Raw genomic sequence first — 25252 nt, forward strand, 5'->3', positions numbered from 1 at the left:
TGGCGTCGATCGGTCAGGAGGCGGCCGGCTCGGCGGCGACTTCGCGCACGTTCACGGCCGACGCGGGCAGCGGATCGTGCGGGCGGGTCTCCAGCCAGAAGCGGTACAGCAGGTTCTTCGCGGTCTCGAGCCGATACGCGCTCGTCGCGCGCATGTCGGTGAGCGGCGCGTAGTCGTCACCGAGCGCGCGCATCGCGGCGAGCGCGGCGGCCTCGTCCCATACGGCGTCGGCAAGCGCGGCTTCCGCGTGCGATGCGCGCTTCGGCGTCGCGGCCATGCCGCCGAACGCGATGCGCGGTGCACGGATCGCGTCGCCGTCGGCGATGAATGCGAACGCCGCGCAGACGGCCGAGATGTCGGAATCGAAGCGCTTGGACAACTTGTACGTGCGAAAGCGCAGGTTCGCGCGCGCGCCGGTGCGCTTGGGCACCTTCAGCGCGACGACGAGCTCGTGCTCGGCCATGTCCTTCTTCTGATAGCCGACATACAGCGCCTCGAGCGGCAGCTCGCGCGTTGCGTCGCCGCCGCGCAGCACGACCCGCGCGCCGAGCGCGATCAGGCCCGGCATCGCATCGCCGATCGGCGAGCCGTTCGCGACGTTGCCGCCGATCGTCCCCGCGTTGCGGATCGGCAGCGACGCGAAGCGCTTCCACATCTCGGCGAGCTCCGGATAATGCGCGGCGAGCGCCGCATACGCGGCCTCGAGCGTCGCGGCCGCGCCGATCTCGATCCAGTCGTCGCGCTCGGCGATCCGGCGCAGTTCGGGCACCTGGCCGACATAGAGCACGTCGCCCAGATCGCGCAACTGTTTCGTCACCCATAGGCCGACGTCGGTGCTGCCCGCGAGCACGCGCGCGGCGGGCTTCTCGGCCTTCAGCCGCGCGAGCGCGTCGAGCGTGCGCGGCGCGTCGAACGATCGGCCCGCGTGCTCGTAGTGGAACGTGCCCTCGCGGCGCAGCGCTTCCAGCGTGCGCGCGAGCGCGGCGACGTCGACGTGAACCTTCGGCGGCGGCGCGTCGAACATCCGCACCGCCGCGTCGACGATCGGCCGGTAGCCGGTGCAGCGGCACAGATTGCCGGTGAGCGCGTCGGCGATCTGAGCGCGCGACGGCGTCGTGCGATCGGCGCGCTGCGCGTCGTGCCCGTGCCGCGCGTAGAGCGCCCACATCGACATCGCGAAGCCCGGCGTGCAAAAGCCGCACTGCGAGCCGTGGCATTCGACGAGCGCGTCCTGCACCGGATGCAGCGCGCCGTCCGGCTGGCGCAGGTCCTCGACCGTGAAAAGCGCGCGGCCGTCGAGCGTCGGCAGGAACTGGATGCACGCGTTGACCGCCTTGAACTCGACGCCGCCCGCGTCGGTAAGCTCGCCGACGACGACCGTGCACGCGCCGCAATCGCCTTCCGCGCAGCCTTCCTTCGTGCCGGTGCAATGCGCGTCCTCGCGCAGATACTGGAGCACCGTGCGGGTCACGTCCGCGCCGCTGACTTCGCGGATCGCCCGGCGATGATAGAAACGAATCGGCTCACTCATGTTGCATCGTTCTCGCTGCGTCGTTCTCGAAAATGGGGACACGGCCCGACGCGGCGGCGGCGCGCGGCACCCGAGCGGTGCCCAAGCGGCGCGCGGACCGCCGCCGCGGCCGTCGTCGTCATATTTCGCACGCTATCACCGTCAAATTCCGGAACCCATAGCCGGCCGCGCATGCGGTTTATATCGCTGCGGCGATATGCCGCGTTGCACAGTGGTTTAACTAAGCGGTACCTGCAGGAAAACCGGTTCCATGTAAAAATTCGGCTTTCGCATCAACCGGATGCTCGCCTTCGTTCCGTCCCCGCAATGTCAGCCGATTCCGCCTCTTCCCCCCGCAGCGCGTTCGCGACGACGCTGCAGATCGTCTCCGTCGTCTCGTTCACGTTCGTCTGCTATCTGACGATCGGCCTGCCGCTCGCCGTGCTGCCGGGCTTCGTTCATGACGAACTCGGCTTTTCGGCGGTCGTCGCGGGCGCGGCGATCAGCGTGCAGTATTTCGCGACGCTCGCGTCTCGGCCGCTCGCCGGCCGCTACGCGGATACGCTCGGCCCGAAGCGCACCGTGCTGCGCGGGCTCGCCGCGAGCGGCGCGAGCGGCGCGCTCTTGCTCTGCGCATTCGCGTTCGCGCGCTGGCCGGCCGCGAGCATCGCGCTGCTCGTCGCGAGCCGGCTCGTGCTCGGCGTCGGCGAAAGCCTCGTCGGCACGGGCGCGATCCTGTGGGGGATCGGCCGCGTCGGCCCCGCGCACAACGCGCGCGTGATCTCGTGGAACGGCATCGCGACGTACGGCGCGCTCGCGATCGGCGCGCCCGTCGGCGTCGCGATCTCACATGCGCTGATTCCCGCGGTGCTCGGCGTGCTCGTGATCGCGCTCGCGGCGCTCGGCTACTGCCTCGCGCGGCGGATCGCGCCCGTGCCGCTCGTGCACGGCGAGCGGATGTCGTATGCAAGCGTGTTCACCCGCGTGCTGCCGCACGGCCTCGGCCTCGCGCTCGGCTCGGCCGGCTTCGGCTCGATCGCGACGTTCATCACGCTCTACTACGCGGCGCGGCACTGGCCGAATGCCGCGCTGTCGCTGACCGTGTTCGGCACGCTGTTCATCGGCGCGCGGCTGCTGTTCGCGAACACGATCAAGACGCACGGCGGGTTCCGCGTGGCGATCGTGTCGTTCGCCTTCGAATGCGCGGGCCTCTTGATGCTGTGGCTCGCGCCCGTGCCGCACGTCGCGCTCGTCGGCGCCGCGCTGACGGGCTTCGGCTTCGCGCTGATCTTTCCCGCGCTCGGCGTCGAGGCGGTCGCGCTCGTGCCGCCCGCGAGCCGCGGCGCGGCGCTGTCCGCGTATTCGGTGTTTCTCGATCTGTCGCTCGGGATCACGGGGCCGCTCGCCGGCTACGTCGCGGGCGCGTTCGGCTATCCGCAGGTGTTCCTGTGCGCGGCCGTCGCAGCGGCGGCGGGCGTCGCGCTGTCGACGGCGCTGTATCAGCGGCAGGCGCGTCTGTCCGGCAGCGGCGCGCCCGCCTGAGCGGCCGGCCGGCGACACCGCATCCGACGGCGGCCGCGCGCCGCGCCGGTTGCGGAACGAAACGGACGACGCACACGAAAAGGCCGCCCGCGCACGACGGCCCGCCGCGCCCCTCCGCTCAGGCGGTCCGCACGAAGAGCCGGCGCGTCAGATCGAACGCGACCAGATTGCCGGCAACGACGAGCATCAACCCGACGACCGCGACCGGCGACCACCGGTAGCCCTCGAACACGGTCGACACGGCGAGCGCGACGATCGGGAACAGCACCGTGCAATAAGCGGCGCGCTCTGGCCCGAGCCGGCCGACGAGGGTCAGGTATGCAGTGAACCCGATCACCGAGCCGGGCACCGCGAGATAGACGAGCGCGGCGAGATAGCGCGGGCTCGTATCGGGCGCGAGCGGCAGTCCGGCCGCGATGCTGCCGGCGGTCAGGATCGCCGCGCCGATCAGCATCGCCCATCCGTTGGTCGCGAGCGGATGCAGCCCCATCGCCTGCATCCGGCTCGACAGCAGATTGCCCGCCGAGAAGCACATCGTGCCCGCCAACGCGATTGCCAGGCCGATCCAGGTCGCGCGATCGTCGACGTGCCCCGCCATCTGCTGCCAGAACAGGCACCCGATGCCGGTCAGTCCGAGCAGCGCGCCCGCGATCGCGGACTGCCGCAGCGGCCGCCCCATGAACAGCCGCCCGTTGATCGAGTTCAGGAGCGGCGCGGTCGAGAACACCACCGCGACGAGGCCGCTCGGCACGACCTGCTCCGCGTAGTAGAAGCACAGGAAATTGAGGCAGAAGAGCGCGACGCCCTGCGCGACGAGAAAGCGCCATGCGTCGCGCGGCGGCCGGATCGGCCTGCGCATCGCGCGCAGCAGCACGAACATCGCCGCGGCCGCGAGCCAGAAGCGCCACGCGATCGACACGGGCGGCGGCACGCCGCCCAACTGCCATTTGATCGCGATCCAAGTGGTGCCCCAGATCAGCACGGTGACGACGTAAAGCGACAGATTCATGGCGAAAGCGAAAGCGGTGCGAAGACGAACACGACGACGAGAGGAGGACTCCGACTATGCCGCCTCGCTTCGGGCGCCGATTGTCTGGAATTGCGGTCTTTTGCCGGCGGCCGGGCTGCGCCCGCGCGTGCGCGCTTATACTCGCTCCATCATGCACGCGCCCTCCTCGCCTCCGCTCGACGCCCGCCTGTCCGTGCCCGTCGCCGATTTCGTCGGCGGCGAGGTGCCGTTCGGCCTGCAATCCGTCTGCCGGACGCTCTCCGAGGAGAACGCGAGGCTCGAGCGCTTCGCGTGGCTCGGCGATCACCTCGCGATCGCCGAGTGGACGCGCGTCACCGACGAAAGCGAGACGGTGTACGCGCAGCCCGGGCATCACACGCTGTCGTGCTACCTGGACGGCGGCTACCGCACCGAGCGGCAGAAGATCGCGCGCTACGGCGCGCCGAGCCTGCTGTGCGCGCTGCCGGGCGACCACGAATCGCGCTGGTGGGTGCGCGGCGAGATGCACTTCGTCCACCTGTACTTCCTGCCCGAGCACTTCGCGCAGCGCGCGGTGCGCGAGCTCGACCGCGAGCCGCGCGAGCTGACGCTCGCCGATCGCACGTATTTCGAGGATGCGCGCGTCGCCGCGCTATGCCGCTCGCTCGCGCTCGAGCGCTGGGACGACGCCGACGGCCGGCTGCGCGTGAACGAAACCGCGCACGAGGTGCTGAGCCTCCTGCTGCGCGGGCAGAGCATGACGAACGCCGACGCGCCGTTCAAGGGCGGGCTCGCGCCCGCCGTGCGCCGACGCGTGCGCGACTACATCGACACGTACCTGACACAGCCGATGACGCTCGGCGAACTGGCCGGGCTCGCGTCGCTGTCCGAATACCATTTCTCGCGAATGTTCCGCGTGTCGTTCGGCCGCGCGCCGCATGCGTGGATCGCCGAGCAGCGCCTCGCCCGCGCGCGCACGCTGCTGCGCACGACGTCGCTGCCGCTCGCGCAGGTCGCCGCGCAGTGCGGCTACGCGAACGCCGCCCATCTCAGCCATCGCTTTCGCGACACGCATGGCGCGACGCCCGGCGAGTACCGCCGCGCGATGCAGGCCACGTAGGCGGCCCGGGCAACGCGCGTCGCGTCACGCGGCGCGCCCCGACAGCGCCTGCTCGAGCGCCGCGACGCCCGACGGCAGATCGACGTCCACCTTCAGGTCGACCATCGTGCGGCCGAACGCGTGCAGCGTGCGGAACAGATTGTGCTCGCGGCACTGCTCGCCCATCTGGCCGATCCGCACGATCGGCAGGCCGAACGAGCCCGAGATCTCGACCTGATACTGCTTCGAGATGTGACCGCAGATGAGCCCCGGCGTGAGCCCTTCCGGCGCCGCGATGCCGACGACCGAGTTCAGCCGGCACGATTCGGGGGCATAGAGCTCGAGCCCCATTCCGGTGATCCCCGCCTGCAGCGCGAGCGAGCAGCGCAGATGCCGCGCGTAGCGGTTCTCGAGCGTCTCCGCGCAGACGAGCCGCAGCGCCTCGTGCAGCGCGAGCACGCCGGACACGGGCGCCGTGTAGTGATAGCCGGCGTTGTGCCAGAAGTTCTCGGCGAGCGCCATGTCGAGGCACCAGTGCGTGTTCGGCTCCGGGCGGCTCTTCATCCGCTCCCACGCGGCGTCGGAGAACGCGATCAGCGACACGCCCGGAATCGACGACAGCCCCTTCTGCCCGCCCGTGATCACCGCGTCGATGCCCCACGCGTCCATGTCGAGCGGCATCGTCGACAGCGTGCAGACCGCGTCGACGACGACGAGCGCGCCCGCCGCCTTCGCGATCGCCGCGATCTCCTTCAGATGGCGGTTCCACACGGTGTTCGACGTCTCGCCATGGACGATCGTGACGATCTCGGGGCGCTCGCGCGCGATCGCGCCGGCGACTTCGTCGAGGCTCGCGACCGAGCGGTCGGGCACGTCGATCGTCGCGACGCTCGCGCCGACGCGCGTCGCCATCTCGGCCATCCGCGCGCTGAAGAAGCCGTTCTTGATCGACAGCACCTTCGTGCCGGGCCACGCGAGATTCGAGACGGCCATCTCCATCGCGGCGGAGCCCGGCCCCGCGACGCCCAGCACCCACTTCGTGCGCGTCTGGAACACGTAGCGGGCCATTTCCTTCACCTGCTCGATGATCTTCGCCATCGTCGCGCCCAGGTGGTTGATCACGATCGTGTTCGCCTTCGCGACCGCGGCGGGGATCGGCACCGGGCCGGCGCCCATCATGAGGAGCGGTTCTTCGGGCAGGATCGCGTCGAGCGGGACGACGACGGGACAGGGAATCGGCGAATGATCGGTCGTGGACATGGGCTGGCGGAGGACAACGGGTTGGAAAAAGCGGTGATCGGTCGATCATTCCGCGAACCGATGCAATGCGCAAGTGTTTTGATCGACGCGCGCTTCGGATGCTTGCGCGGCGTCGGGTCGCGCTGGCCGGGCCGCCCTGCGACATATCGGGGGTTGACGTCCGCCGCGCGCATCCCGGCACATGCCGGCGCCGCACTCTTTCTCGCGCCTCGCACCGGAAAATTCCGGCCCGCCCCGCCCGAATAGGCCAAACCGGCATCAAATCGACTCCCCGTTAAATCGAAAAATCATTTTTTGCAAGCCGAGTCGTCAAGCTTTCCGTAAAAGCTTGCATTAACCATTCTGTGCGGCGCAGCAAACTATTTGTTCCGCGCAGGAAAAGAACCGTACACCTCATTGCAATTCGCACACAAAAATCCTCAAAAAAATACGCGAACGGCATCCTGCGCGCGGCGCGCCGCACTCCGAACCAGCGGAGTCCCGAAATGGAAACGGTCCCGCGCCGGCGCACCGCCCGGCCCGCCTTGCCGGGATTAAAACCGGCCCAATCGCCGAATATCGCGCGCGCGAATCGCGGAATCGGTTCACGCCCCATAAATAGGGGATCGCCGGGACCGGCGGCCGATTTATTACATTCGGGATGAAATAATTATTTAGTTGACTGATGCTGTCAGCTTATTGAACAATTTGCCCAGCCTTCGATGATTCGTTATTTAAGACAAGTCCTGTGCTGATCCGACAGCCGGCGGCTTGCCATGATCGAAGGTGAAAAACACAACATAATCATTTAATGGGCCAACGAAAGCTATGAACCAAATCCAGACCATGCGTGTTTTCGTATGTGTTGCCGAACTGCAGAGCTTCCGCCGGGCGGCGCGCAAGCTCGGCGTATCGAATGCGCTCGTCACGCGTTCGATCGCGATGCTCGAAACACATCTGAACACGCGTCTCATCCATCGCACGACACGCAACCTGTCGCTGACGGAAGCGGGCATCCGCTATCTCGACGGCTGCCGGGCGCTCCTCGAGGAGTTCGATCAACTCGAGGCGTCGGTCGAACGGGCGGTGCACGAGCCCGTCGGCACGCTGCGCGTCGCCGTGTCCGGGTTGCTGTCGCCCGGCCGAATCACCCCTCTCGTCGACAGCTACCGTCGCCAGTACCCGAAGGTGCGCGTGCAGTTGACGCTGACCGAGGGGCCGCTCGACGTGATCGAAGCCGGCTACGACGCGGGCCTCGTCACGGGCGGCCGCCTCGACGGCAATCCGGCGCTGATCGGCCATCCGCTGATGCCGAACACGCTCGCGCTCTGCGCGGCGCCTTCGTACATCGAGCGGCACGGCGCGCCGCACCGCCCCGACGATCTCGTGCGCCACGCGTGCATCGCGCTGCCGGCCGGCCAGCACTCGTCGACCTGGCGCTTCGTCGATCCGGACCACTTCACGCACGTCGTGTCGCTGCAGCCCGTCTACACGGTCAACAGCGCATCGATGGTGCGCGCGGCGACGCTCGCCGGCACCGGCATTTCGGTGCTGCCGGAAAGCTACATCGCCGATGCGCTCGAAAGCGGCGAGCTGGTGCGGATCCTCGGCGACTACCGGATCGACGATCCCGACACGCAGTTGTCGATCGTCTATCCGAACCGCCAGTTCCTGCCGGCGCGCACCCGCAGCTTCGTCGAGCACGCGCTGTACCACCTCGGCGGGCAGAAGACGGAGACGAACGGCCACTACTTCATGCGCGAAGCCGGCACGGCGAAACGCCCGGACGTCGTCGCAGGGCTCCAGTGACGCCCGACTGAAGTAAACTGATGCGCACCTTTACCGGAGGCAAAGCGTGCGCGTGATTCTTTTCAGCAGCCGGCAGTACGACCACGATTCGTTCGATGCCGCCAACCAGTCGTTCGGCTACCGGCTGCACTTCCAGCCTTCCCATCTCGACGCGGAGACGGCGATCCTCGCGCGCGGCTATGAAGTCGTGTGCCCGTTCGTCAACGACACGCTCGACGCCCCCGTGCTCGAAGCGCTCGCCGCGGGCGGCACGCGCGTCATCGCGCTGCGCTCGGCCGGCTTCAACCACGTCGATCTCGCGGCGGCCGCCCGGCTCGGGCTCGTCGTCGTGCGCGTGCCCGCCTACTCGCCGCATGCGGTCGCCGAGCACGCGGTCGCGCTGATCCTCGCGCTCAACCGCCGCCTGCCGCGCGCCGTCGCGCGCACCCGCGAAGGCGACTTCTCGCTCAACGGGCTGCTCGGCTTCGATCTCTTCGGCAAGACGGTCGGCGTGATCGGCACGGGGCTCATCGGCAGCGTGTTCGCGCGGATCATGGCGGGCTTCGGGATGCGCGTGCTCGCGCATTCGCTGCCGCCGCACGACGACGCGCTGCTCGCGCTCGGCGTGCGCTACGTGCCGCTCGACGCGCTGCTCGCCGAATCGGACATCGTGAGCCTGCACTGCCCGCTGATGCCCGCGACCCATCACATGATCGGCGCCGATGCGCTCGCGCGGATGAAGCCGGGCGCGATGCTGATCAACACGAGCCGCGGCGGCCTCGTCGACACGCAGGCGCTGATCGACGCGCTGAAGACGGGCCAGCTCGGCCATCTCGGGCTCGACGTCTACGAGGAGGAAAGCGGGCTCTTCTTCGAGGACCACTCCGACCGCCCGCTGCAGGACGACGTGCTCGCGCGGCTGCTCACGTTCCCGAACGTGATCGTCACGTCGCACCAGGCGTTCTTCACGCGCGAGGCACTCGCGGAGATCGCGCACACGACGCTGGCGAACATCCGCGCATGGCAGGACGGCGCGCCGCGGAACGTCGTCGACGCCGGGCGGCAGGGCTGACGGCGCGGCGGGCGAAGGCGGACGCGGCGCGGCGCGCCGCGCGCCTCGACGTGAACGACGCCGCGCCGCCACGAATCGGCTGAACCCTGATTGGCGCGCCGCGCGACTCTGCTATCGTTGCGGCGATTCGCCTTCACCCGCCTTGCCAGTCCACCATGCGTTTCGACGAACCCGCGATCGCCGCCGTCTACCGCGCGATCTTCGAACGGCGCGACATGCGCCATTTCACGTCCGCCCCGGTCGATTCCGCCGTGCTCGCGCGCCTGCTGCGCGCCGCGCACCACGCGCCGAGCGTCGGCTTCATGCAGCCGTGGCGCTTCATCCGCGTGACCGAGCCGGCGCTTCGCGAGCAGATCCACGCGCTCGTCGAAGCCGAGCGCCGCGCGACCGCCGACGCGCTCGGCGAGCGGCACGACGAGTTCATGCGGCTGAAGGTGGAAGGCGTGCGCGAATGCGGCGAGCTGCTCGTCGTCGCGCTCGCCGACGGGCGCGAGCGGCACGTGTTCGGCCGCCGCACGCTGCCGGAAATGGATCTCGCGTCGGCCGCGTGCGCGATCCAGAACATGTGGCTCGCCGCGCGCGCCGAAGGGCTCGGGATGGGCTGGGTATCGCTCTTCGACGTCGACGCGCTGCGCCGGCTGCTCGCGATGCCCGACGGCGCCAAGCCGATCGCCGTGCTGTGCCTCGGCCACGTCGACGCGTTCTACGCCAAGCCGATGCTCGAGGAGGAGCGCTGGGCCACGCGGATGCCGCTCGAAGCGTGCCTGTACGAAAACGGCTGGGACGTCGCGCCGACGCCTGCGCGCAACACCTGATCAGGCCCCAAACACAGGGGTTTTCCCTGAGATAAAATCGCGGCTGTTCTGCCCGCTTCCATCGGCGCGCCGCATCCCGCGGCGCCGGACGCGGCGGTCCTCCCGCGAGTCGTCCATGCCGCTGCCTCTCTTCGCCCTTGCCGTTGCCGCGTTCGGCATCGGTACCACCGAGTTCGTCATCATGGGACTCCTGCCGAACGTCGCGCGCGACCTCGGCGTGTCGATTCCGGCGGCGGGCATGCTCGTGTCCGGCTATGCGCTCGGCGTGACGATCGGCGCGCCGATCCTCGCCGTCGTCACCGCGAAGATGCCGCGCAAGGCGGCGCTCCTCGCGCTCATCGGCGTGTTCATCGTCGGCAATCTGTTTTGCGCGATCGCGCCCGGCTACGCGACGCTGATGGTCGCGCGCGTCGTCACCGCGTTCTGCCACGGCGCGTTCTTCGGCATCGGCTCGGTGGTCGCGAGCAGCCTCGTCGCGCCGAACAAGCGCGCGCAGGCGATCGCGCTGATGTTCACGGGCCTGACGCTCGCGAACGTGCTTGGCGTGCCGCTCGGCACCGCGCTCGGCCAGGCGTTCGGCTGGCGCGCGACGTTCTGGGCCGTCACCGGCATCGGCGCGCTCGCGGCGGCGGCGCTCGCCTTTTGCGTGCCGAAGCGCCTCGAGATGCCCGCGGCCGGCATCGCGCGCGAGTTCAGCGTATTGCGCAATCCGCAGGTGCTGATGGTGCTCGGCATCAGCGTGCTCGCGTCGGCGAGCCTCTTCACCGTGTTCACGTACATCACGCCGATCCTCGAGGACGTGACGGGCTTCACGCCGCACGAGGTCACGCTCGTGCTGCTGCTGTTCGGCCTCGGCCTGACGGTCGGCGGCACCGTCGGCGGCAAGCTCGCCGACTGGCGGCGGATGCCGTCGCTCGTCGCGACGCTCGCGTCGATCGGCGTCGTGCTCGCCGCGTTCGCGGGCACGATGCGCGCGCCGCTGCCCGCGCTCGCGACGATCTTCGTGTGGGGCGTGCTCGCGTTCGCGATCGTGCCGCCGCTGCAGATCCTGATCGTCGATCGCGCGAGCCACGCGCCGAATCTCGCATCGACGCTCAACCAGGGCGCGTTCAACCTCGGCAACGCGCTCGGCGCGTGGCTCGGCGGCACCGCGATCCATGCGGGCGTGCCGCTCGCGAAACTGCCGTGGGCGGGCGCCGCGCTCGCGATGGCGGCGCTCGCGCTCACGCTGTGGTCCGCGTCGCTCGAGCGGCGCGCGGTTCCGGGGCCGGCCGAATGCGCGTGACATGCGTCGCGCGCCGGCTTGAATCGCTCGGAATGGCGTGACGCCAGGCCATCCGCCGGTGGTAGCATCACGGCCGTCATGAAAACGATCCTCACCCGCGATTTTCTCGCGCTCATTCTCAGCGTTGCCGTCGTCGGCCTGGGCACGGGCGCGACGCTCCCCCTCACCGCGCTCGCGCTCACCGAAGCGGGCCACGGCACCCGCATCGTCGGCATGCTGACCGCCGCGCAGGCGGGCGGCGGCCTCGCCGTCGTGCCGTTCGTCGCGGCGATCACGAAGCGGCTCGGCGGGCGGCAGGTGATCGTCGCATCGGTGATCGTGCTCGCCGCGGCAACCGCGCTGATGCAGTTCACGTCGAGCCTCGCCGTCTGGGGCGTGCTGCGCGTCGTCTGCGGCGCCGCGCTGATGCTGCTCTTCACGATCGGCGAGGCCTGGGTCAACCAGCTCGCCGACGATGCGACGCGCGGCCGCGTCGTCGCGATCTACGCGACGAACTTCACGCTGTTCCAGATGGCCGGGCCCGTGCTCGTGAGCCAGATCGCCGGCATGACGCACGTGCGCTTCGCGTTGAGCGGCGCGCTCTTTCTGCTCGCGCTGCCGTCGCTCGCGTCGATCCGCAAGACGCCCATCGCCGACGAGCCGCACCACGACGCGCACGATCGCTGGACGCGCGTGATGCCTAAGATGCCCGCGCTCGTCGCAGGCACCGCGTTCTTCGCGCTGTTCGACACGCTTGCCCTCTCGCTGCTGCCGCTCTTCGCGATGGCGCGCGGCGTCGCGAGCGAGGCGGCCGTGCTGTTCGCGGCGATCCTGCTGTTCGGCGACACCGCGATGCAATTCCCGATCGGCTGGCTCGCCGACAAGCTCGGCCGCGAGCGCGTGCACATCGGCGCGGGGGGCGTCGTGCTCGCGCTGCTGCCGCTCGTGCCCTTCGTCATCGCGACGCCGTGGCTCTGCTGGCCGCTCCTCTTCGTGCTCGGCGCGGCGGCGGGCAGCGTCTATACGCTGTCGCTCGTCGCGTGCGGCGAGCGCTTCCGCGGCTCGGCGCTCGTGACCGCGAGCTCGCTCGTGTCGGCGTCGTGGAGCGCGGCGAGCTTCGGCGGGCCGCTCGTCGCGGGCGCGCTGATGGAGCAGTTCGGCGGCGACGCGCTGATCGGCGTGCTGATCGTGTCGGCGCTCGCGTTCGTCGGCGCGGCGCTGTGGGAGCGGCGCGCGTTGCCGATGCGCGCCACGCGGCAGGGACGTTGACGCAATGCGGTGATCGCCGCCGTCGCGTCGCGGCGCTCTGCGCGCCCTACCGCATCATCGGTTCAACGCCGGCAGAATCTTCCCGACGCACGTGCCGAAGCCGACGCGATACCCGTCGCCTTGACACCAGCCGGCGAGCGTCAGCTCGTCGCCGTCCTCGATGAACGCGCGCGTGCCGCCGTCCGCGAGCGCGACGGGCTCCTTGCCGTTCCACGTCAGCTCGAGCAGGCTGCCGAACGCATCCTTCGCCGGCCCGCTGATCGTGCCCGAGCCCATCAGGTCGCCGACCCGCGTGTTGCAGCCCGACACCGTGTGATGCGCGAGCTGCTGCGCCATCGTCCAGTACATGTGCTTGAAGTTCGTGCGCGCGATCGTCGTCGCGCCGGCCGCGCCGTCCGGCTTCAACCGCACTTCGAGCGTGACGTCGAACGCATGCTCGCCGCCGTGGCGCAGATACGCGAGCGGCTCCGGCGCCTGCTTCGGCTGCGCGGTGCGGAACGGTTCGAGCGCGTCGAGCGTGACGATCCACGGCGAGATCGACGTCGCGAACGTCTTCGCGTTGAACGGCCCGAGCGGCACGTATTCCCATTGCTGGATGTCGCGCGCGCTCCAATCGTTGAGCAGCACCATTCCGAAGATGTGCGACTCCGCGTCCTCGCACGCGATCGGCTCGCCGAGCGCGTTGCCGCGGCCGACGATGAAGCCCGTCTCCAGCTCGATGTCGAGCTTGCGGCACGCGCCGAACACCGGACGGTCGCGGTCAGCCAGCTTCAGTTGACCGTTCGGCCGGCGCACCGGCGTACCGCTCACGACGACCGACGACGCTCGGCCGTTGTAGCCGATCGGCATCTCCGACCAGTTCGGCAGCAGCGCGTTCTTCGGATCGCGAAACATCGAGCCGACGTTCGTCGCGTGTTCCTTCGACGAATAGAAATCGGTGTAGCCGGGAATGTCGACGGGCAGATGCAGCGTCGCGTCGCGCTGCTCGACGAGCACGCGCGCGCGCAGCGCCGCGTCGTCGCGCAGCCGCGCGCAGCCGCGCTCGAACAGCGCGCTCAACTGGATGCGCACGCTGCGCCACGCGTCGCGGCCGAGCGAGATGAAATCGTTCAGCGCCGGCCGCTCGAACACGGCCGCCCCGCCCTCGACCGTCAACAGGCCCGCGCGCGCGAGCTCGGCCAAGTCGACGATCCGGTCGCCGAGCGCGACGCCCGCGCGGCGCGACGGGTTGCGCGCATCGCTGAAGACGCCGAACGGCAGGTTCTGGATCGGGAAGTCGCACGCGGCGTCGTTCGCCGCGTCGAGCCAGCTCTTGCGGGAAGGATCGAGGCTCGCGCGCAGCGCGTCGGGAATGGCGCTCATCGTTGCTCCGGATTGAAATGTTTCTTGAGGCCCTGCCAGCATTCGAAGTAGTTCGCCTGGAGCTGCGCGGTGTCGAGCGCAAAGCGCGTCGGCCGGATCAGCGTGCGGGTCTCGAACATGAACGCCATCGTGTCGCCGACCTTGTTCGGCGTCGACGTGTCGATCGAGGAAGCCTTCTCGAACGTCTCCGCGTCCGGCCCGTGGCCCGACATGCAGTTGTGCAGGCTCGCGCCGCCCGGCATGAAGCCCTCGGCCTTCGCGTCGTAGACGCCGTGCACGAGCCCCATGAACTCGCTCGCGACGTTGCGGTGGAACCACGGCGGGCGGAACGTATCCTCGGCCGCGAGCCAGCGCGGCGGGAAGATCACGAAGTCGATCGCGTCGACGCCCGGCGTGTCGCATTGCGACTGCAGCACGAGGAAGATCGACGGGTCCGGATGGTCGTAGCTGATCGAGCCGATCGTGTTGAAGTGACGCAGATCGTACTTGTACGGCGCGTAGTTGCCGTGCCATGCGACGACGTCGAACGGCGAATGATCGATGTCCGCGCGCCAGAGCCGGCCGTTGAGCTTCGCGACGAGCTCGAACGCGCCTTCGCGATCCTCGTACGACGCGTTCGGCGTCAGGAAATCGCGCGGATTCGCGAGGCCGTTCGAGCCGATCGGCCCGAGGTCCGGCAACCGGAGCAGCGCGCCGAAGTTCTCGCAGACATAGCCGCGCGCGTGCCCGTCCGGCAGCGCGACCGCAAAGCGCACGCCGCGCGGAATCACTGCGATCTCGAACGGCTCGACGTCGAGCCGGCCGAGCTCCGTCATGATGAAGAGCCGCCCTTCCTGCGGCACGATCAGCAGTTCGCCGTCCGCGCTGTAGAAGAAGCGCTCGCGCATCGAGCGGTTCGCCGCGTACAGGTGGATCGCGCAGCCGCTCATCGCGGCGGCCGAACCGTTGCCCGCCATCGTCACCCAGCCGTCGACGAAATCGGTCGGCTGCGCGGGCATCGGCAGCGGGTCCCAGCGCAACTGGTTCGGCGGCGTCGGCGGCACGTCGTCCGAATCGCCGAAATCGGCGACGATCCGGCGCTCGCCGGACACGAGCTCGAACGGCCGGTGCATGGCGGCGGGCCGGATCCGGTACAGCCACGACCGGCGGTTATGGCCGCGCGGCGCGGTGAACGCGGTGCCGGACAGTTGCTCCGCGTAGAGCCCGTACGGCGCGCGCTGCGGCGAGTTGCGCGCGTGCGGCAGCGCGCCCGGCAGCGCCTCGGTCGCGAATTCGTTCGCGAAGCCGCTCTGGTAGCCGGCTTCGCCCGGTTTCGAAAAATTCAGTGCCATAATTGTCGTTCTCTCCATTCAAGCGACGTTCGATGCGGGCGCGCCGCGCCGCCGCGTCACGCCCGCGAGGCCGAGCACGAAGACGGCCGAGCACAGCACCGGCACGGCCGCTGCGTGAAACAGCGCGTCGTTCGACCAGCCGAGCGCGATCAGTTGCCCGCCGACGAGCGGCCCGAGCACGGAGCCGACACGGCCCACGCCGAGGCCCCAGCCGATGCCCGTCGAGCGCAGCGACGTCGGGTAATAGTGGCCCGCGAGCGCGTTGACCGCGGGCTGTCCGCCGACGATGCAAAAGCCGCCGACGAACACGGCTGCGAGCAGCCAGACGAACGCGTGCGCGGCCGAGCCGATCAGGCCGACCGCGACCGTCGCGCACGCGAAGCACGCGAACAGCACGCGCACGAAGCCGTGCCGCTCGATGAACCAGCCGAGCGACAGCGTGCCGATCACGCCGCCCGTCTGCAGCACGGTGCCGACGATGACGGCCGTGCCGCTCGCATAGCCCGCGTCGCGCATCACGGTCGGCAGCCAGTTCGACAGGAAGTACAGGTCGATCAGGTTCATGAAGTTGATCGCCCACAAGAGCAGCGTGACGCTCGCGCGCCCCGCGCGGAACAGCTCGGCGACGGGCGCGCCCTGCGGCCCCGCTTCGCGCACGACGAGCCGCGTATCGGGCGAGACCGCAAGCTGCTGCGCGAACTTCGCGAGCCACGCGCGCGCCGCGTCGTGCCGGCCGCGCAGCACGAGCAGTTGCGGCGATTCGGGCAGGCGCGCGGCCATCGCGGCCGCGAGCGCGAGCGGCACCGCGCCGCCGACGAAGAACACCGCGCGCCAGCCGAACGCCGGAATCAGCGCGGCGCTGACGAAGCCGCCCAGCGCCGCGCCGGCCGTGAAGCCGCACGACACGATCATCATCCGCTTCACGCGACGCGCGCTCGGGCTGCATTCGCCGACGAGCGCCATCGCGTTCGGCATGATGCAGCCGAGCCCCAGGCCCGTGACGAAGCGCAGCGCGATCAGCGTCGGAATCGACGTCGCGAACGGCGTCGCGAGCATCGTCAGCGCAAAAAACAGCGTCGCGCCGATCAGCACGGGGCGCCGGCCGATCCGGTCGGCGAGCACCGACAGGCCGAGCGCGCCGAGCAGCATCCCGAACAGGCTCGCGCTGAAGACGGGCCCGAGCGCCTGCTTCTTCACGCCCCATTCGGCGATCACGCTCGGCGCGACGTAGCCCATCGCCTGCGCGTCGAAGCCGTCGATCACGAGGCACAGCCCGCACAGCGCGAGCAGCATCGCGTGAAACGCGGGCCGGTGCGTGTCGTCGATCACGCGCTCGACTTCGAGCACGCGCGCCGCGCTCCCGCCCGCGCTCATCGCAGCGCGGGCGCGCCGGGCGCGCCTTCGAGCGTGGCCGCGCCGCTGCGCGCGAGCGCCATCGCTTCGCGCAGCACGTCGATGTCGCCGATCTGGTTCGCGAGCAGCAGGATCAGCTTCGCGTTGACGAGCTGGCTCTCGCTGTCGGGCAGATCGCGGTGCATGTCGATCAGCGCCTCGTAGAACGCGTCCGGATCGGGCAGACGCAAGCGGGTGTCGAGGTGCATCGGGTGTCTCCTGGTCTTGGTCGATGTTTTTTTTCGCTCACGCGTTGCAGATCGCGCGGGCGAGCGCCGCGCGCACCGCGTTTGCATCCGCCATGCGAAAGCGCGCACACACGTGCTGGTCCGGGCGCAGCAGATAGAACGTGCCGGGGCGCGCGTCGTAGCGCTGCGCGGCGAGCCCTTCGCTGTCCTCGATCACGTCGACGCCCGCGACCGCGCGCGCGTCGCCCTTCGGCACGACGAGCACGGGCGCGATGGGCAGCGCGTGGCCGCGCGTCGCGTCGACGAGCGCGCCCGCATCGTCGATCGAGCCGAACAGGATGCCGACGAAGCCCCCCGTCAGATGCGGCAGCAGCCAGCCGGGCGCGCCGTTCGCGAGCACGGGCGCATCGAGCGCGACCGCGCCCGGCGCCGGCGCGCGCTCGAACGTCTCGCCCGCGCGATCGGGCGTGTTGAGCGGCGAAACGGCGAGCACGGCGGGCACCGACAGCCGGCCGCTGTTCACGAGCCTGCGCGCGAACTCGCAGTCGCGCGCGAGCTTGAGCGTCGCGTCGCGAAACACGCGCGAGATCGGACTCTTCGGCGTGATGAAGTCGGTCGAGCGCGTCGAATTGCGGATGTTCTCGTCGGCCGCGAATTCGCGCTCGCGCGCATACGTGTCGAGCAGGCGATCGGGCGCGCGGCCGTCGAGCACGAGCTTCAGTTTCCACGCGAGGTTGTCCGCGTCCTGCACGCCGCTGTTCGCGCCGCGCGCGCCGAACGGCGACACGCCGTGCGCGGAATCGCCCGCGAACAGCACGCGGCCGTGGCGGAAGCTATCCATCCGCTGGCAGCGGAACGTGTAGACGCTCACCCATTCGAGCTCGAACTCGACGTTCGGCCCGAGCAGCGCGCGCACGCGCGCAATCACGCGCTCCGGCGCCTTCTCGGCGACGGGATCGGTGTCCCAGCCGAGCTGGAAATCGATGCGCCACACGTCGTCCGGCTGCCGGTGCAGCAGCACCGACTGATTGCGATGAAACGGCGGATCGAACCAGAACCAGCGCTCGGCCGGGAACGGCGCCTTCACCTTCACGTCGGCGATCAGGAAGCGGTCCTTGAACGTGCGGCCGCGGCTGTCGAGCCCCATCATCGCGCGCAGCGGGCTCTTCGAGCCGTCCGCCGCGATCACGTAGCGCGCGCGCAGCGTGTACGGCCCCTCCGGCGTGTCGACGTCGAGCTCCGCATGCTCGGGCGTCTGCCGGATGCCCGTCACGCGGCTCTTCCAGCGCAGATCGAGGTTCGGCAGCTCGAGCGCGCGCTCGGCCAGATAGCCTTCGACGTAGTACTGCTGCAGATTGACGAACGCGGGCCGCGCGTGCCCGACTTCCGGCAGCAGGTCGAACGCATAGATCAGCTCGTCCTGCAGGAACACCTTGCCGACGTGCCAGCTCACGCCCTTTTGCGCGACCCGCTCGCCGCAGCCGAGTCGATCGAAGATCTCGAGCGTGCGCTTCGCGAAGCAGATCGCGCGCGAGCCGGCCGACAGCGTGTCATCGTCGTCGAGCAGCACGACGGGCACGCCCTGCTGCGCGAGATCGATCGCCGCCGCGAGCCCGACGGGCCCCGCGCCGACGACGACGGCCGGATGCGGTTCGCCTTCGTCCGCACCGGCCGCGCGCGGGCGATAGTCGAACTTCAGCGTCTGATAATCGATGGTCATGATGTCGCCCGCCGCGCTCAGCCTTCGAGGGTGTGCCACATGTCCTTGTCGCGCTCGGCCGTCCAGATCCGCGGGTCCGGGTATTGCGTGGCCTCGTCGAACGCGCGCGTCACGTCGAACGGCATGCAGTGGTCGAAGATCACCCAGTCGCCGAACTTCGGCTTCAGTTGCGCGTAGGTCTCCTTGTAGATCGCGTTCAGGTCCCGGCCCGCCGCCGCGCCCGATTTCACCTTCGCGTACAGCTCGCTCACGAATGCGCGCGTGCCCGCTAGGCCGTCGGCGACTTCCCGCGGCGTCTTCAGCGCGGCGCCGCGCCCCGGCACGAGCTTCTCGGGCCCGAGCGCCGCGATCGCGTCGAGCGTCGCCGGCCAGTCCTGGAAGTACGCGTCGCCCGCATACGGCGTCGCGCCGTATTCGACGAGGTCGCCCGACAGCAGCACCTTGTCCTGCGGCAGCCACACGACCGTGTCGCCCTTCGTGTGGCCGCGGCCGAGCTGCATGATCTTCACTTCGAGCCTGCCGAGCCGCAGCGTCATCTCGCCCTTGAACGTGAGCGTCGGCCACGTGAGGCCCGGCACCGACTCGACCGAGCGGAACAGGCGCGGGAAGCGCTCGATCTCGCTCTTCATGTCGGCCGCGCCGCGCTCGGCGATCAGGTCGTATGTGTCCTGGCTCGCGATCACGTGGTCGGCGCCGTACGCGGACGCGCCCAGCACGCGCACCGCGTGGTAGTGCGTGAGCAGCACGTACTTGATCGGCTTGTCGGTGACTTCGCGGATCCGGCGGATCACGTCCTCGGCCATCACGGGCGTCGCCTGCGTGTCGGCGACGAGCACCGCGTCGTCGCCGACGACGATCCCCGTGTTCGGATCGCCTTCCGCCGTATAGGCGTAGGCGTGCTCGGACAGCCGCTCGAACGTCACCTTCTTCTCGGCCAGATCCGCCTGCGATGCAAATTTCTTGTCACCCGCCATTTGTCGCTCCTTGCTTCGTATTGAGGGATGCGCCGCTTTCGTCGGGCAAGCCGCGCGTCTGATTGACCGGATTGCTTGATCTACGTCAACATCACGATTTACGAATAGTAAAACCAATTACGATTAGTGAAATCATCGTATACCCTAGGCGTCGGCGCGGAACCGATATCGATATGAGCAACTCACGCAGCCAATCGTGCGCGGCGCTGCTACTATCGTTCATATACGGCGGCCGTTTCGGCCGCCTTTCTTCCTTCCGGAGTCCATGGTTCCGCCCACCATTCCCGAGCTCGTCGCCCGCGCGGGCAAGCTCCCGTTCCTGTGCGACCACCTTGCGCTCGAAGACGGCGCGCAGGGCGCATACGCGCACCTGCGCGATCTCAAGCTGGAGAGCGTCTACGAGCCGATCTACGACGTGTCGATGCCGGGCGCGCCGCAATCGACGTCGCTCTCCGACGCGATCGAGCGCTACGGCGACGAACTCGGCTTCCAGGCGGTCACGCACGCGGGCGGCGCACCGTTCGATCCGATCGGCGCCGTCGCCGACGATCAGGAGCTCGTCGCGCTCGACCGGCTCGCGCGCAGCCTGCACGCGATCAACTTCTTCGGCGCGCAGCGGCACGGCCTGCTGTTCCTGCGCGTGCACGAACGGCTGCTGAAGAGCGTCAAGTACGACCACGGCAAGCACTTCTCGACCGTGCTCAAGAGCTTCGGGCTACCGCCCGAGCGCGTCGTGATCGAGCTGCCGGCGGCGGCCGTCGCGCACAAGACGTTCCTCGGCTATCTGACGAAGAGTTATCAGCACTACGGCTTCAAGGTCGCCGACAAGCTGCCCGATCCGGGGCGCATCCTCGCCGTCGAATCGGACATGGCGCGGCCCGACTACATCAAGATGGACGCCGCGATCGCGCTGCGGGAAGGGATGGTGAAGGCGCTCGTCGGCTATGCGCAGCGCGTGCGCATTCCGCTCATCTTCGATCACGTCGTCGACGAGGCGCAGTTCGAGGTGCTGCGTCAGTACGACGTGCGGCTCGTGCAGGGGCCGGTGTTCTCGCAGCCGGCCGCGGTCTGACGGGACGCGGGCGATGCAGCGCCCGGCGCGCCGGGCGGGATGCGCGCGATGGGCGGCCGCGCTCGCGCGACGCCGGCTCGGCTCAGTGGTCGCCGTCGTCGCGCACCGGCAAACCGCCCGCCACTTCCAGGCCGGGGATGCGGCTCGCGTACCACGTATGCGCTTTCGGCGTGATCGCCGACGGATCGTCGAGCGTCGCGTAATTGACTTCGACCGTCGAAGGCGCATCCGACCGCCGGTATTCGAGCTGCGCGCCGCACTGCGCGCAGAAGCGCCGCTCGCCCCACGCGCTCGACGCGAACACGCGCGGCTCGCCCTTCACGTACTCGAACGCGCCGAGCGGCACCGTCGCCCAGGCGAGCACGGCGGCGCCCGTCGTCCGCTGACACAGCCGGCAATGACAGAAGCCGGCGTCCGCAGGCGTGCCGGCGATCCGGTAACGAATTGCGCCGCACGCGCACCCGCCTTCCAGCGATTCCGAGCTCGACATCACAAACCTCCTGTTCACGCGGCACCGGGATACAGCGATGAAAATCGGCATCTACGATACAACCGATTGCAGCCGATTGCAGCCGCATGCCGCCTCGCCTCGACGCGCGCGGCGGCAAATCGAACGGCGACGGTCCCGCGCCGGCTCAGCCCAGCTCCCCGAGCCGCCGGGCGAGCGCCTTCAGCTTCGGGCCGATCCGGCTGCGGAACACGTCCTCGCCCATCGACGACGCCGGCCCGCTGCAACTGAGAATCAGCCAGCGCCCTTCGCGCGGCTCGCGAAACGGCACGGCGGCAGCGTTCACGTCCTCGTGCCAGTCGCGAAACGAGTAACAGCAGCCATCGACGGCGAATGCGTCGACCGCATGCTCCGCCGCGTCGACGAGCGCCGCCCCCGCCCGCCCCTTCCCCGCCGTCTTGCGCAGCTCGGCAAAGAGCGCCGCGCGCGCGTCGGGCGGCTGCACCGCAAGATACGCACGCCCCATCGAGCTCGTCAGCATCGACAGCCGCGACCCCGACGCGAGCCCGAGCGTCAGCGCCGTCTCGCTGCGGATCGTCTCCAGGTAGATCATGTCGAGCCCGTCGCGGCAACCGAGCGACACCGCCGCGCCGATCTCGCGCGCGAGCGCCTGCATGTGCGGCCGCGCGAGCGCGAGCGTGTCCGAGCCCGCGAGCAGCGCGTAGCCGAGTGATAGCACGCCCGCATCGAGCGCGTACTTGCCGAGCGCGTCGTCGTAGCGCAGACAGCCGAGCACGGTAAGCGTGTACGCGAGCCGGTTGACGGTCGCCTTCGGCAAGCCGGTGCGCTCGACGAAGTCGCGGTTGCCGAGCATCGTCTCGCCGGGCCTGAACGCGCGCAGCAGATCGAGCCCCCGCGCGAGAGCGACGACGAACTTGCGTTCGTCGAGCGTGTCGGCATCGATGGTCGGAAAATTCATGCGGTGATACACTGGGTTCAATTTGCAAAACATTGTTCCGCATAGCGGAACTACAGTCAAGTGAGGAGATGACGAGATGGCTGCCGCAACCTTCCATTGGGACGATCCGTTGCTGCTCGACCAGCAGCTCACCGACGACGAGCGCATGGTGCGCGACGCCGCGAACGCTTACGCGCAGGGCAAGCTCGCGCCGCGCGTGACGCAGGCGTTCCGCCATGAGACCACCGATGCGGCGATCTTCCGCGAAATGGGCGAGGTCGGCCTGCTCGGGCCGACGATTCCCGAGCAGTACGGCGGCCCCGGCCTCAACTACGTGAGCTACGGGCTCATCGCGCGCGAGGTCGAGCGCGTCGATTCGGGCTATCGGTCGATGATGTCGGTGCAGTCGTCGCTCGTGATGGTGCCCATCTTCGAATTCGGCTCCGACGCGCAGAAGGAAAAGTACCTGCCGAAGCTCGCAACGGGCGAATGGATCGGCTGCTTCGGCCTGACCGAGCCGAACCACGGCTCCGACCCGGGCAGCATGGTCACGCGCGCGCAGAAGGTGCCGGGCGGCTACTCGCTGTCCGGCTCGAAGATGTGGATCACGAATTCGCCGATCGCCGACGTATTCGTCGTCTGGGCGAAGCTCGACGAGGACGGCCGCGACGAGATCCGCGGCTTCATCCTCGAGAAGGGCTGGAAGGGCCTGTCGGCGCCGGCGATCCACGGCAAGGTGGGCCTGCGCGCGTCGATCACGGGCGAGATCGTGCTCGACGAAGTGTTCGTCCCCGACGAAAACATCCTGCCGGGCGTGAAGGGCCTGCGCGGGCCGTTCACGTGCCTGAATTCGGCACGCTACGGCATCGCGTGGGGCGCGCTCGGCGCGGCCGAGTCGTGCTGGCACATCGCGCGCCAGTACGTGCTCGACCGCAAGCAGTTCGGCCGCCCGCTCGCCGCGAACCAGTTGATCCAGAAGAAGCTCGCGGACATGCAGACCGAGATCACGCTCGGCCTGCAGGGCGTGCTGCGGCTCGGCCGGATGAAGGACGAAGGCACCGCCGCCGTCGAGATCACGTCGATCATGAAGCGCAATTCGTGCGGCAAGGCGCTCGACATCGCCCGCCTCGCCCGCGACATGCTGGGCGGCAACGGCATCTCGGACGAATTCGGCGTCGCGCGCCACCTCGTGAACCTCGAAGTGGTGAACACGTACGAAGGCACGCACGACATTCACGCGCTGATCCTCGGCCGCGCGCAGACCGGGATTCAGGCGTTCTTCTGAGTTTGACGAACGTCGCGCGGATGCGGCCGCATCGCCCAGGCGGCGCGGCAAACGAAAAAGCCCCGGCGACCGTGCCGGGGCTTTCGTCATTGCATGACCTTCAAGCCGCGTCAACGCGCGGCGCGCAAGCCGCTTACTTGTTCGGCTGCGGCGTCAGGCGCAGGTACGGGCGCACCGCCTTGAAGCCCTTCGGGAAGCGCTGCTTCAGCTCTTCCGGGTCCTGCAGCGACGGCACGATCACGACGTCGTCGCCATCCTTCCAGTTGCCGGGCGTCGCGACCTTGTAATTGTCGGTCAACTGCAGCGAATCGATGACGCGCAGCACTTCGTCGAAGTTGCGGCCGGTGCTCGCCGGGTAGGTGATGATGAGGCGCACCTTCTTGTTCGGATCGATCACGAACAGCGAGCGCACGGTCAGCGTCTCGTTCGCGTTCGGATGGATCATGTCGTAGAGTTCCGAGACCTTGCGGTCGCCGTCGGCGATGATCGGGAAGCCGACGCTCGTCGCCTGCGTGTCGTTGATGTCGTCGATCCAGCCCTTGTGCGACTCCACGCTGTCGACCGACAGCGCGATCACCTTCACGTTGCGCTTCTCGAATTCGCCCTTGAGCTTCGCGGTCAGGCCGAGCTCCGTCGTGCAGACGGGCGTGTAGTCAGCCGGATGCGAGAACAGGACGCCCCAACTATTGCCGAGCCATTCATGGAATTTGATGCGGCCAAGGCTCGAATCCTGCTCGAAATCCGGCGCGATGTCGCCAAGACGTAGACTCATGTTGCAGCTCCTTGAACTTGCATGGGTTGGGTGCCCGGACACACGATGCATCCGGACAGTTTTTTAGCTTAAGTGATCCCGCGGCCGGAGCGAACGATTATTCCGTCAGATATTCATGCCTTTTTATCATTTTTGCCGGGCGCGATTTGACAATCCCGGAAACTTTTTCGTTCCGGATCGGCTCTCTATTGTCACGGCAAGTCGTTTACCATGCTACTCAAGCGCGATCTTGCGCCGCCTGCGCGCCGGGCCGCCGCGCTCGCCCGCAGGCACGGGTTTCGCTACGATGCCCGTAGGACAACCCGCCTCGGCAAGAAGGGAGTCGCAATGTCTGAAGTCAACAAGGAGAAACTGATGTCGGATATCAAAACTGTTCTCGCGGACGCGGAAGACCTGCTGAAGCAGGCCGCGAGCAGCACGGGCGACCGTGCGACCGAGCTGCGCGAGAAGGCGCTTGCACGCCTGAAACAGGCGAAGGAGAAAGCGACCGACGTTCAGGTGGTCGTGGTCGAGAAAGGCAAGAAGGCGGCGCGCGCCACCGACGACTACGTGCACGAGCATCCGTGGACGTCGATCGGCGTCGCGGCCGGCGTCGGCGTGCTGATCGGCCTTCTGATCAATCGCAAGTAACGCGGCACGCCACCGCGAGAGACAGCCCCCGGCCCGCCCGCCTCCGCGCGACGGCCGGGGCCATGCGCTCCGGCCCGTTGCGGCGCCGGCCGTTCTCCGCGCGCAAGCGCCTCTTCCATGACGACAGAAACCTCATCGCACCAGTCCGGGCACGGACCGCTGCGCCGCCTGCTCGGCTCGGTGTTCGCTCTGCTGCAGACCCGGCTCGAACTCGTCGGCATCGAGCTCGCCGAGGAGAAGGAACGCCTGATGGGCGTGCTCTTTCTCGGACTCGCCGCGATGATGCTCGCGACGATGGCGCTCATCAGCCTGACGGTGCTCGTCGCGATCGCGTTCTGGGATACCTACCGCTGGCAATCGCTCGCCGCCATCACCGCGCTCTACGCGCTCGGCGCGTTCGCCTGCTGGCTGAGGGCGCGCTCGGGACTGCGCAACGCGCCCGTCGTGTTCGAAGCGACGCTGAACGAACTCGAAAAGGACCGCGAGCTGTTCCGCGGCAAGCCGTGAACGCGCGGCCGCGCTCCCCCTCTTCTC

23 protein-coding genes are annotated in these 25252 nt (G+C 68.8%); 11 read left to right on the forward strand and 12 right to left on the reverse strand.

Features of this window, described 5'->3' with window-relative positions:
• Positions 1-13: 13 nt before the first annotated feature.
• Positions 14-1531: a xanthine dehydrogenase small subunit gene (gene xdhA, locus WT16_RS13310; RefSeq protein ID WP_063533499.1), complete on the reverse strand. Its 1518-nt coding sequence runs from the start codon at positions 1529-1531 to the stop codon at positions 14-16.
• Between the two features lie 306 nt (positions 1532-1837).
• On the opposite strand from xdhA, the gene WT16_RS13315 reads away from it, so the two are divergent.
• A complete protein-coding gene (locus tag WT16_RS13315) occupies positions 1838-3052 on the forward strand; it encodes an MFS transporter (RefSeq protein ID WP_015602092.1) in 1215 nt (404 codons plus the stop codon).
• Between the two features lie 118 nt (positions 3053-3170).
• Here WT16_RS13315 and WT16_RS13320 read toward each other — a convergent pair whose 3' ends face one another.
• Positions 3171-4061: an EamA family transporter gene (locus WT16_RS13320; protein ID WP_059930874.1), complete on the reverse strand. Its 891-nt coding sequence runs from the start codon at positions 4059-4061 to the stop codon at positions 3171-3173.
• Positions 4062-4212: 151 nt separating this feature from the next.
• Here WT16_RS13320 and WT16_RS13325 point away from each other — a divergent pair, with 151 nt between their 5' ends.
• On the forward strand, positions 4213-5160 hold the full coding sequence (locus WT16_RS13325; RefSeq protein WP_059931128.1) for an AraC family transcriptional regulator: 948 nt from the start codon (positions 4213-4215) through the stop codon (positions 5158-5160).
• A gap of 24 nt (positions 5161-5184) precedes the next feature.
• On the opposite strand, the gene WT16_RS13330 is transcribed toward WT16_RS13325, so the two are convergent.
• Positions 5185-6399 (reverse strand): alanine--glyoxylate aminotransferase family protein, encoded by a 1215-nt coding sequence (locus WT16_RS13330; RefSeq protein ID WP_006025461.1) that lies wholly within the window; start codon positions 6397-6399, stop codon positions 5185-5187.
• An 807-nt stretch (positions 6400-7206) separates the two neighbouring features.
• Between WT16_RS13330 and WT16_RS13335 the strand changes: the two genes are divergently transcribed.
• The 5 genes from WT16_RS13335 (at position 7207) to WT16_RS13355 (ending at position 12586) form a co-directional block, all read left to right on the forward strand.
• Positions 7207-8187, forward strand: a complete 981-nt coding sequence (locus tag WT16_RS13335; RefSeq protein WP_015601929.1) for a LysR family transcriptional regulator — start codon at positions 7207-7209, stop codon at positions 8185-8187.
• Positions 8188-8233: 46 nt separating this feature from the next.
• Positions 8234-9238: a 2-hydroxyacid dehydrogenase gene (locus WT16_RS13340; RefSeq protein ID WP_015601657.1), complete on the forward strand. Its 1005-nt coding sequence runs from the start codon at positions 8234-8236 to the stop codon at positions 9236-9238.
• A 155-nt stretch (positions 9239-9393) separates the two neighbouring features.
• Complete coding sequence (gene bluB / locus WT16_RS13345) at positions 9394-10053, forward strand: 5,6-dimethylbenzimidazole synthase (protein WP_059930876.1); 660 nt, start codon at positions 9394-9396, stop codon at positions 10051-10053.
• A gap of 115 nt (positions 10054-10168) precedes the next feature.
• A complete protein-coding gene (locus WT16_RS13350; protein WP_006025457.1) occupies positions 10169-11338 on the forward strand; it encodes an MFS transporter in 1170 nt (389 codons plus the stop codon).
• Positions 11339-11416: 78 nt separating this feature from the next.
• Positions 11417-12586, forward strand: coding sequence for an MFS transporter (locus WT16_RS13355; RefSeq protein ID WP_006025456.1), 1170 nt, complete (start codon positions 11417-11419; stop codon positions 12584-12586).
• Positions 12587-12640: 54 nt separating this feature from the next.
• Here the strand turns inward: WT16_RS13355 and fahA are convergent, their stop codons facing one another.
• Genes fahA through WT16_RS13385 form a run of 6 tightly spaced genes read right to left on the reverse strand, consistent with a single transcriptional unit; the run spans position 12641 to position 19553 of the window.
• Entirely contained in the window at positions 12641-13948 is a 1308-nt protein-coding gene (fahA, locus tag WT16_RS13360) for a fumarylacetoacetase (RefSeq protein WP_059930880.1), read from the reverse strand.
• Positions 13945-15279: a homogentisate 1,2-dioxygenase gene (gene hmgA / locus WT16_RS13365; RefSeq protein WP_015601085.1), complete on the reverse strand. Its 1335-nt coding sequence runs from the start codon at positions 15277-15279 to the stop codon at positions 13945-13947. Before hmgA ends, fahA begins: the two co-directional genes overlap by 4 nt.
• Positions 15280-15297: 18 nt before the next feature.
• Entirely contained in the window at positions 15298-16653 is a 1356-nt protein-coding gene (locus WT16_RS13370) for an aromatic acid/H+ symport family MFS transporter (protein WP_063533500.1), read from the reverse strand.
• Positions 16650-16880 carry a DUF2783 domain-containing protein gene (locus tag WT16_RS13375; RefSeq protein ID WP_015600091.1) on the reverse strand — a complete coding sequence of 77 codons (231 nt, stop codon included), beginning with the start codon at positions 16878-16880 and terminating at the stop codon, positions 16650-16652. Before WT16_RS13375 ends, WT16_RS13370 begins: the two co-directional genes overlap by 4 nt.
• A 37-nt stretch (positions 16881-16917) precedes the next feature.
• Positions 16918-18579, reverse strand: a complete 1662-nt coding sequence (locus WT16_RS13380; RefSeq protein ID WP_063533501.1) for an FAD-dependent oxidoreductase — start codon at positions 18577-18579, stop codon at positions 16918-16920.
• A gap of 17 nt (positions 18580-18596) precedes the next feature.
• Positions 18597-19553: an MBL fold metallo-hydrolase gene (locus WT16_RS13385; RefSeq protein WP_006025450.1), complete on the reverse strand. Its 957-nt coding sequence runs from the start codon at positions 19551-19553 to the stop codon at positions 18597-18599.
• A gap of 265 nt (positions 19554-19818) precedes the next feature.
• On the opposite strand from WT16_RS13385, the gene WT16_RS13390 reads away from it, so the two are divergent.
• Positions 19819-20625, forward strand: coding sequence for an EAL domain-containing protein (locus tag WT16_RS13390; protein WP_015600803.1), 807 nt, complete (start codon positions 19819-19821; stop codon positions 20623-20625).
• Between the two features lie 82 nt (positions 20626-20707).
• Here WT16_RS13390 and WT16_RS13395 read toward each other — a convergent pair whose 3' ends face one another.
• Positions 20708-21115, reverse strand: coding sequence for a GFA family protein (locus WT16_RS13395; RefSeq protein WP_015600669.1), 408 nt, complete (start codon positions 21113-21115; stop codon positions 20708-20710).
• A 145-nt stretch (positions 21116-21260) separates the two neighbouring features.
• The gene (locus tag WT16_RS13400) at positions 21261-22052 is read right to left on the reverse strand and encodes an IclR family transcriptional regulator (protein ID WP_009913434.1); all 792 of its coding nucleotides are present in this window, start codon (positions 22050-22052) and stop codon (positions 21261-21263) included.
• Positions 22053-22128: 76 nt separating this feature from the next.
• Here WT16_RS13400 and WT16_RS13405 point away from each other — a divergent pair, with 76 nt between their 5' ends.
• Positions 22129-23316, forward strand: coding sequence for an acyl-CoA dehydrogenase (locus tag WT16_RS13405; RefSeq protein WP_009913435.1), 1188 nt, complete (start codon positions 22129-22131; stop codon positions 23314-23316).
• A gap of 133 nt (positions 23317-23449) precedes the next feature.
• On the opposite strand, the gene WT16_RS13410 is transcribed toward WT16_RS13405, so the two are convergent.
• Positions 23450-24088, reverse strand: a complete 639-nt coding sequence (locus WT16_RS13410) for a peroxiredoxin (protein WP_006025445.1) — start codon at positions 24086-24088, stop codon at positions 23450-23452.
• Between the two features lie 327 nt (positions 24089-24415).
• Here WT16_RS13410 and WT16_RS13415 point away from each other — a divergent pair, with 327 nt between their 5' ends.
• Positions 24416-24718: a YqjD family protein gene (locus WT16_RS13415; protein ID WP_006025444.1), complete on the forward strand. Its 303-nt coding sequence runs from the start codon at positions 24416-24418 to the stop codon at positions 24716-24718.
• 117 nt (positions 24719-24835) lie between these two features.
• Complete coding sequence (locus WT16_RS13420; RefSeq protein WP_059930888.1) at positions 24836-25225, forward strand: phage holin family protein; 390 nt, start codon at positions 24836-24838, stop codon at positions 25223-25225.
• Positions 25226-25252 lie beyond the last annotated feature (27 nt).

Source organism: Burkholderia sp. MSMB1589WGS, assembly GCF_001636105.1.
In the GTDB taxonomy this organism is placed as follows: Bacteria; Pseudomonadota; Gammaproteobacteria; order Burkholderiales; family Burkholderiaceae; genus Burkholderia; species Burkholderia humptydooensis.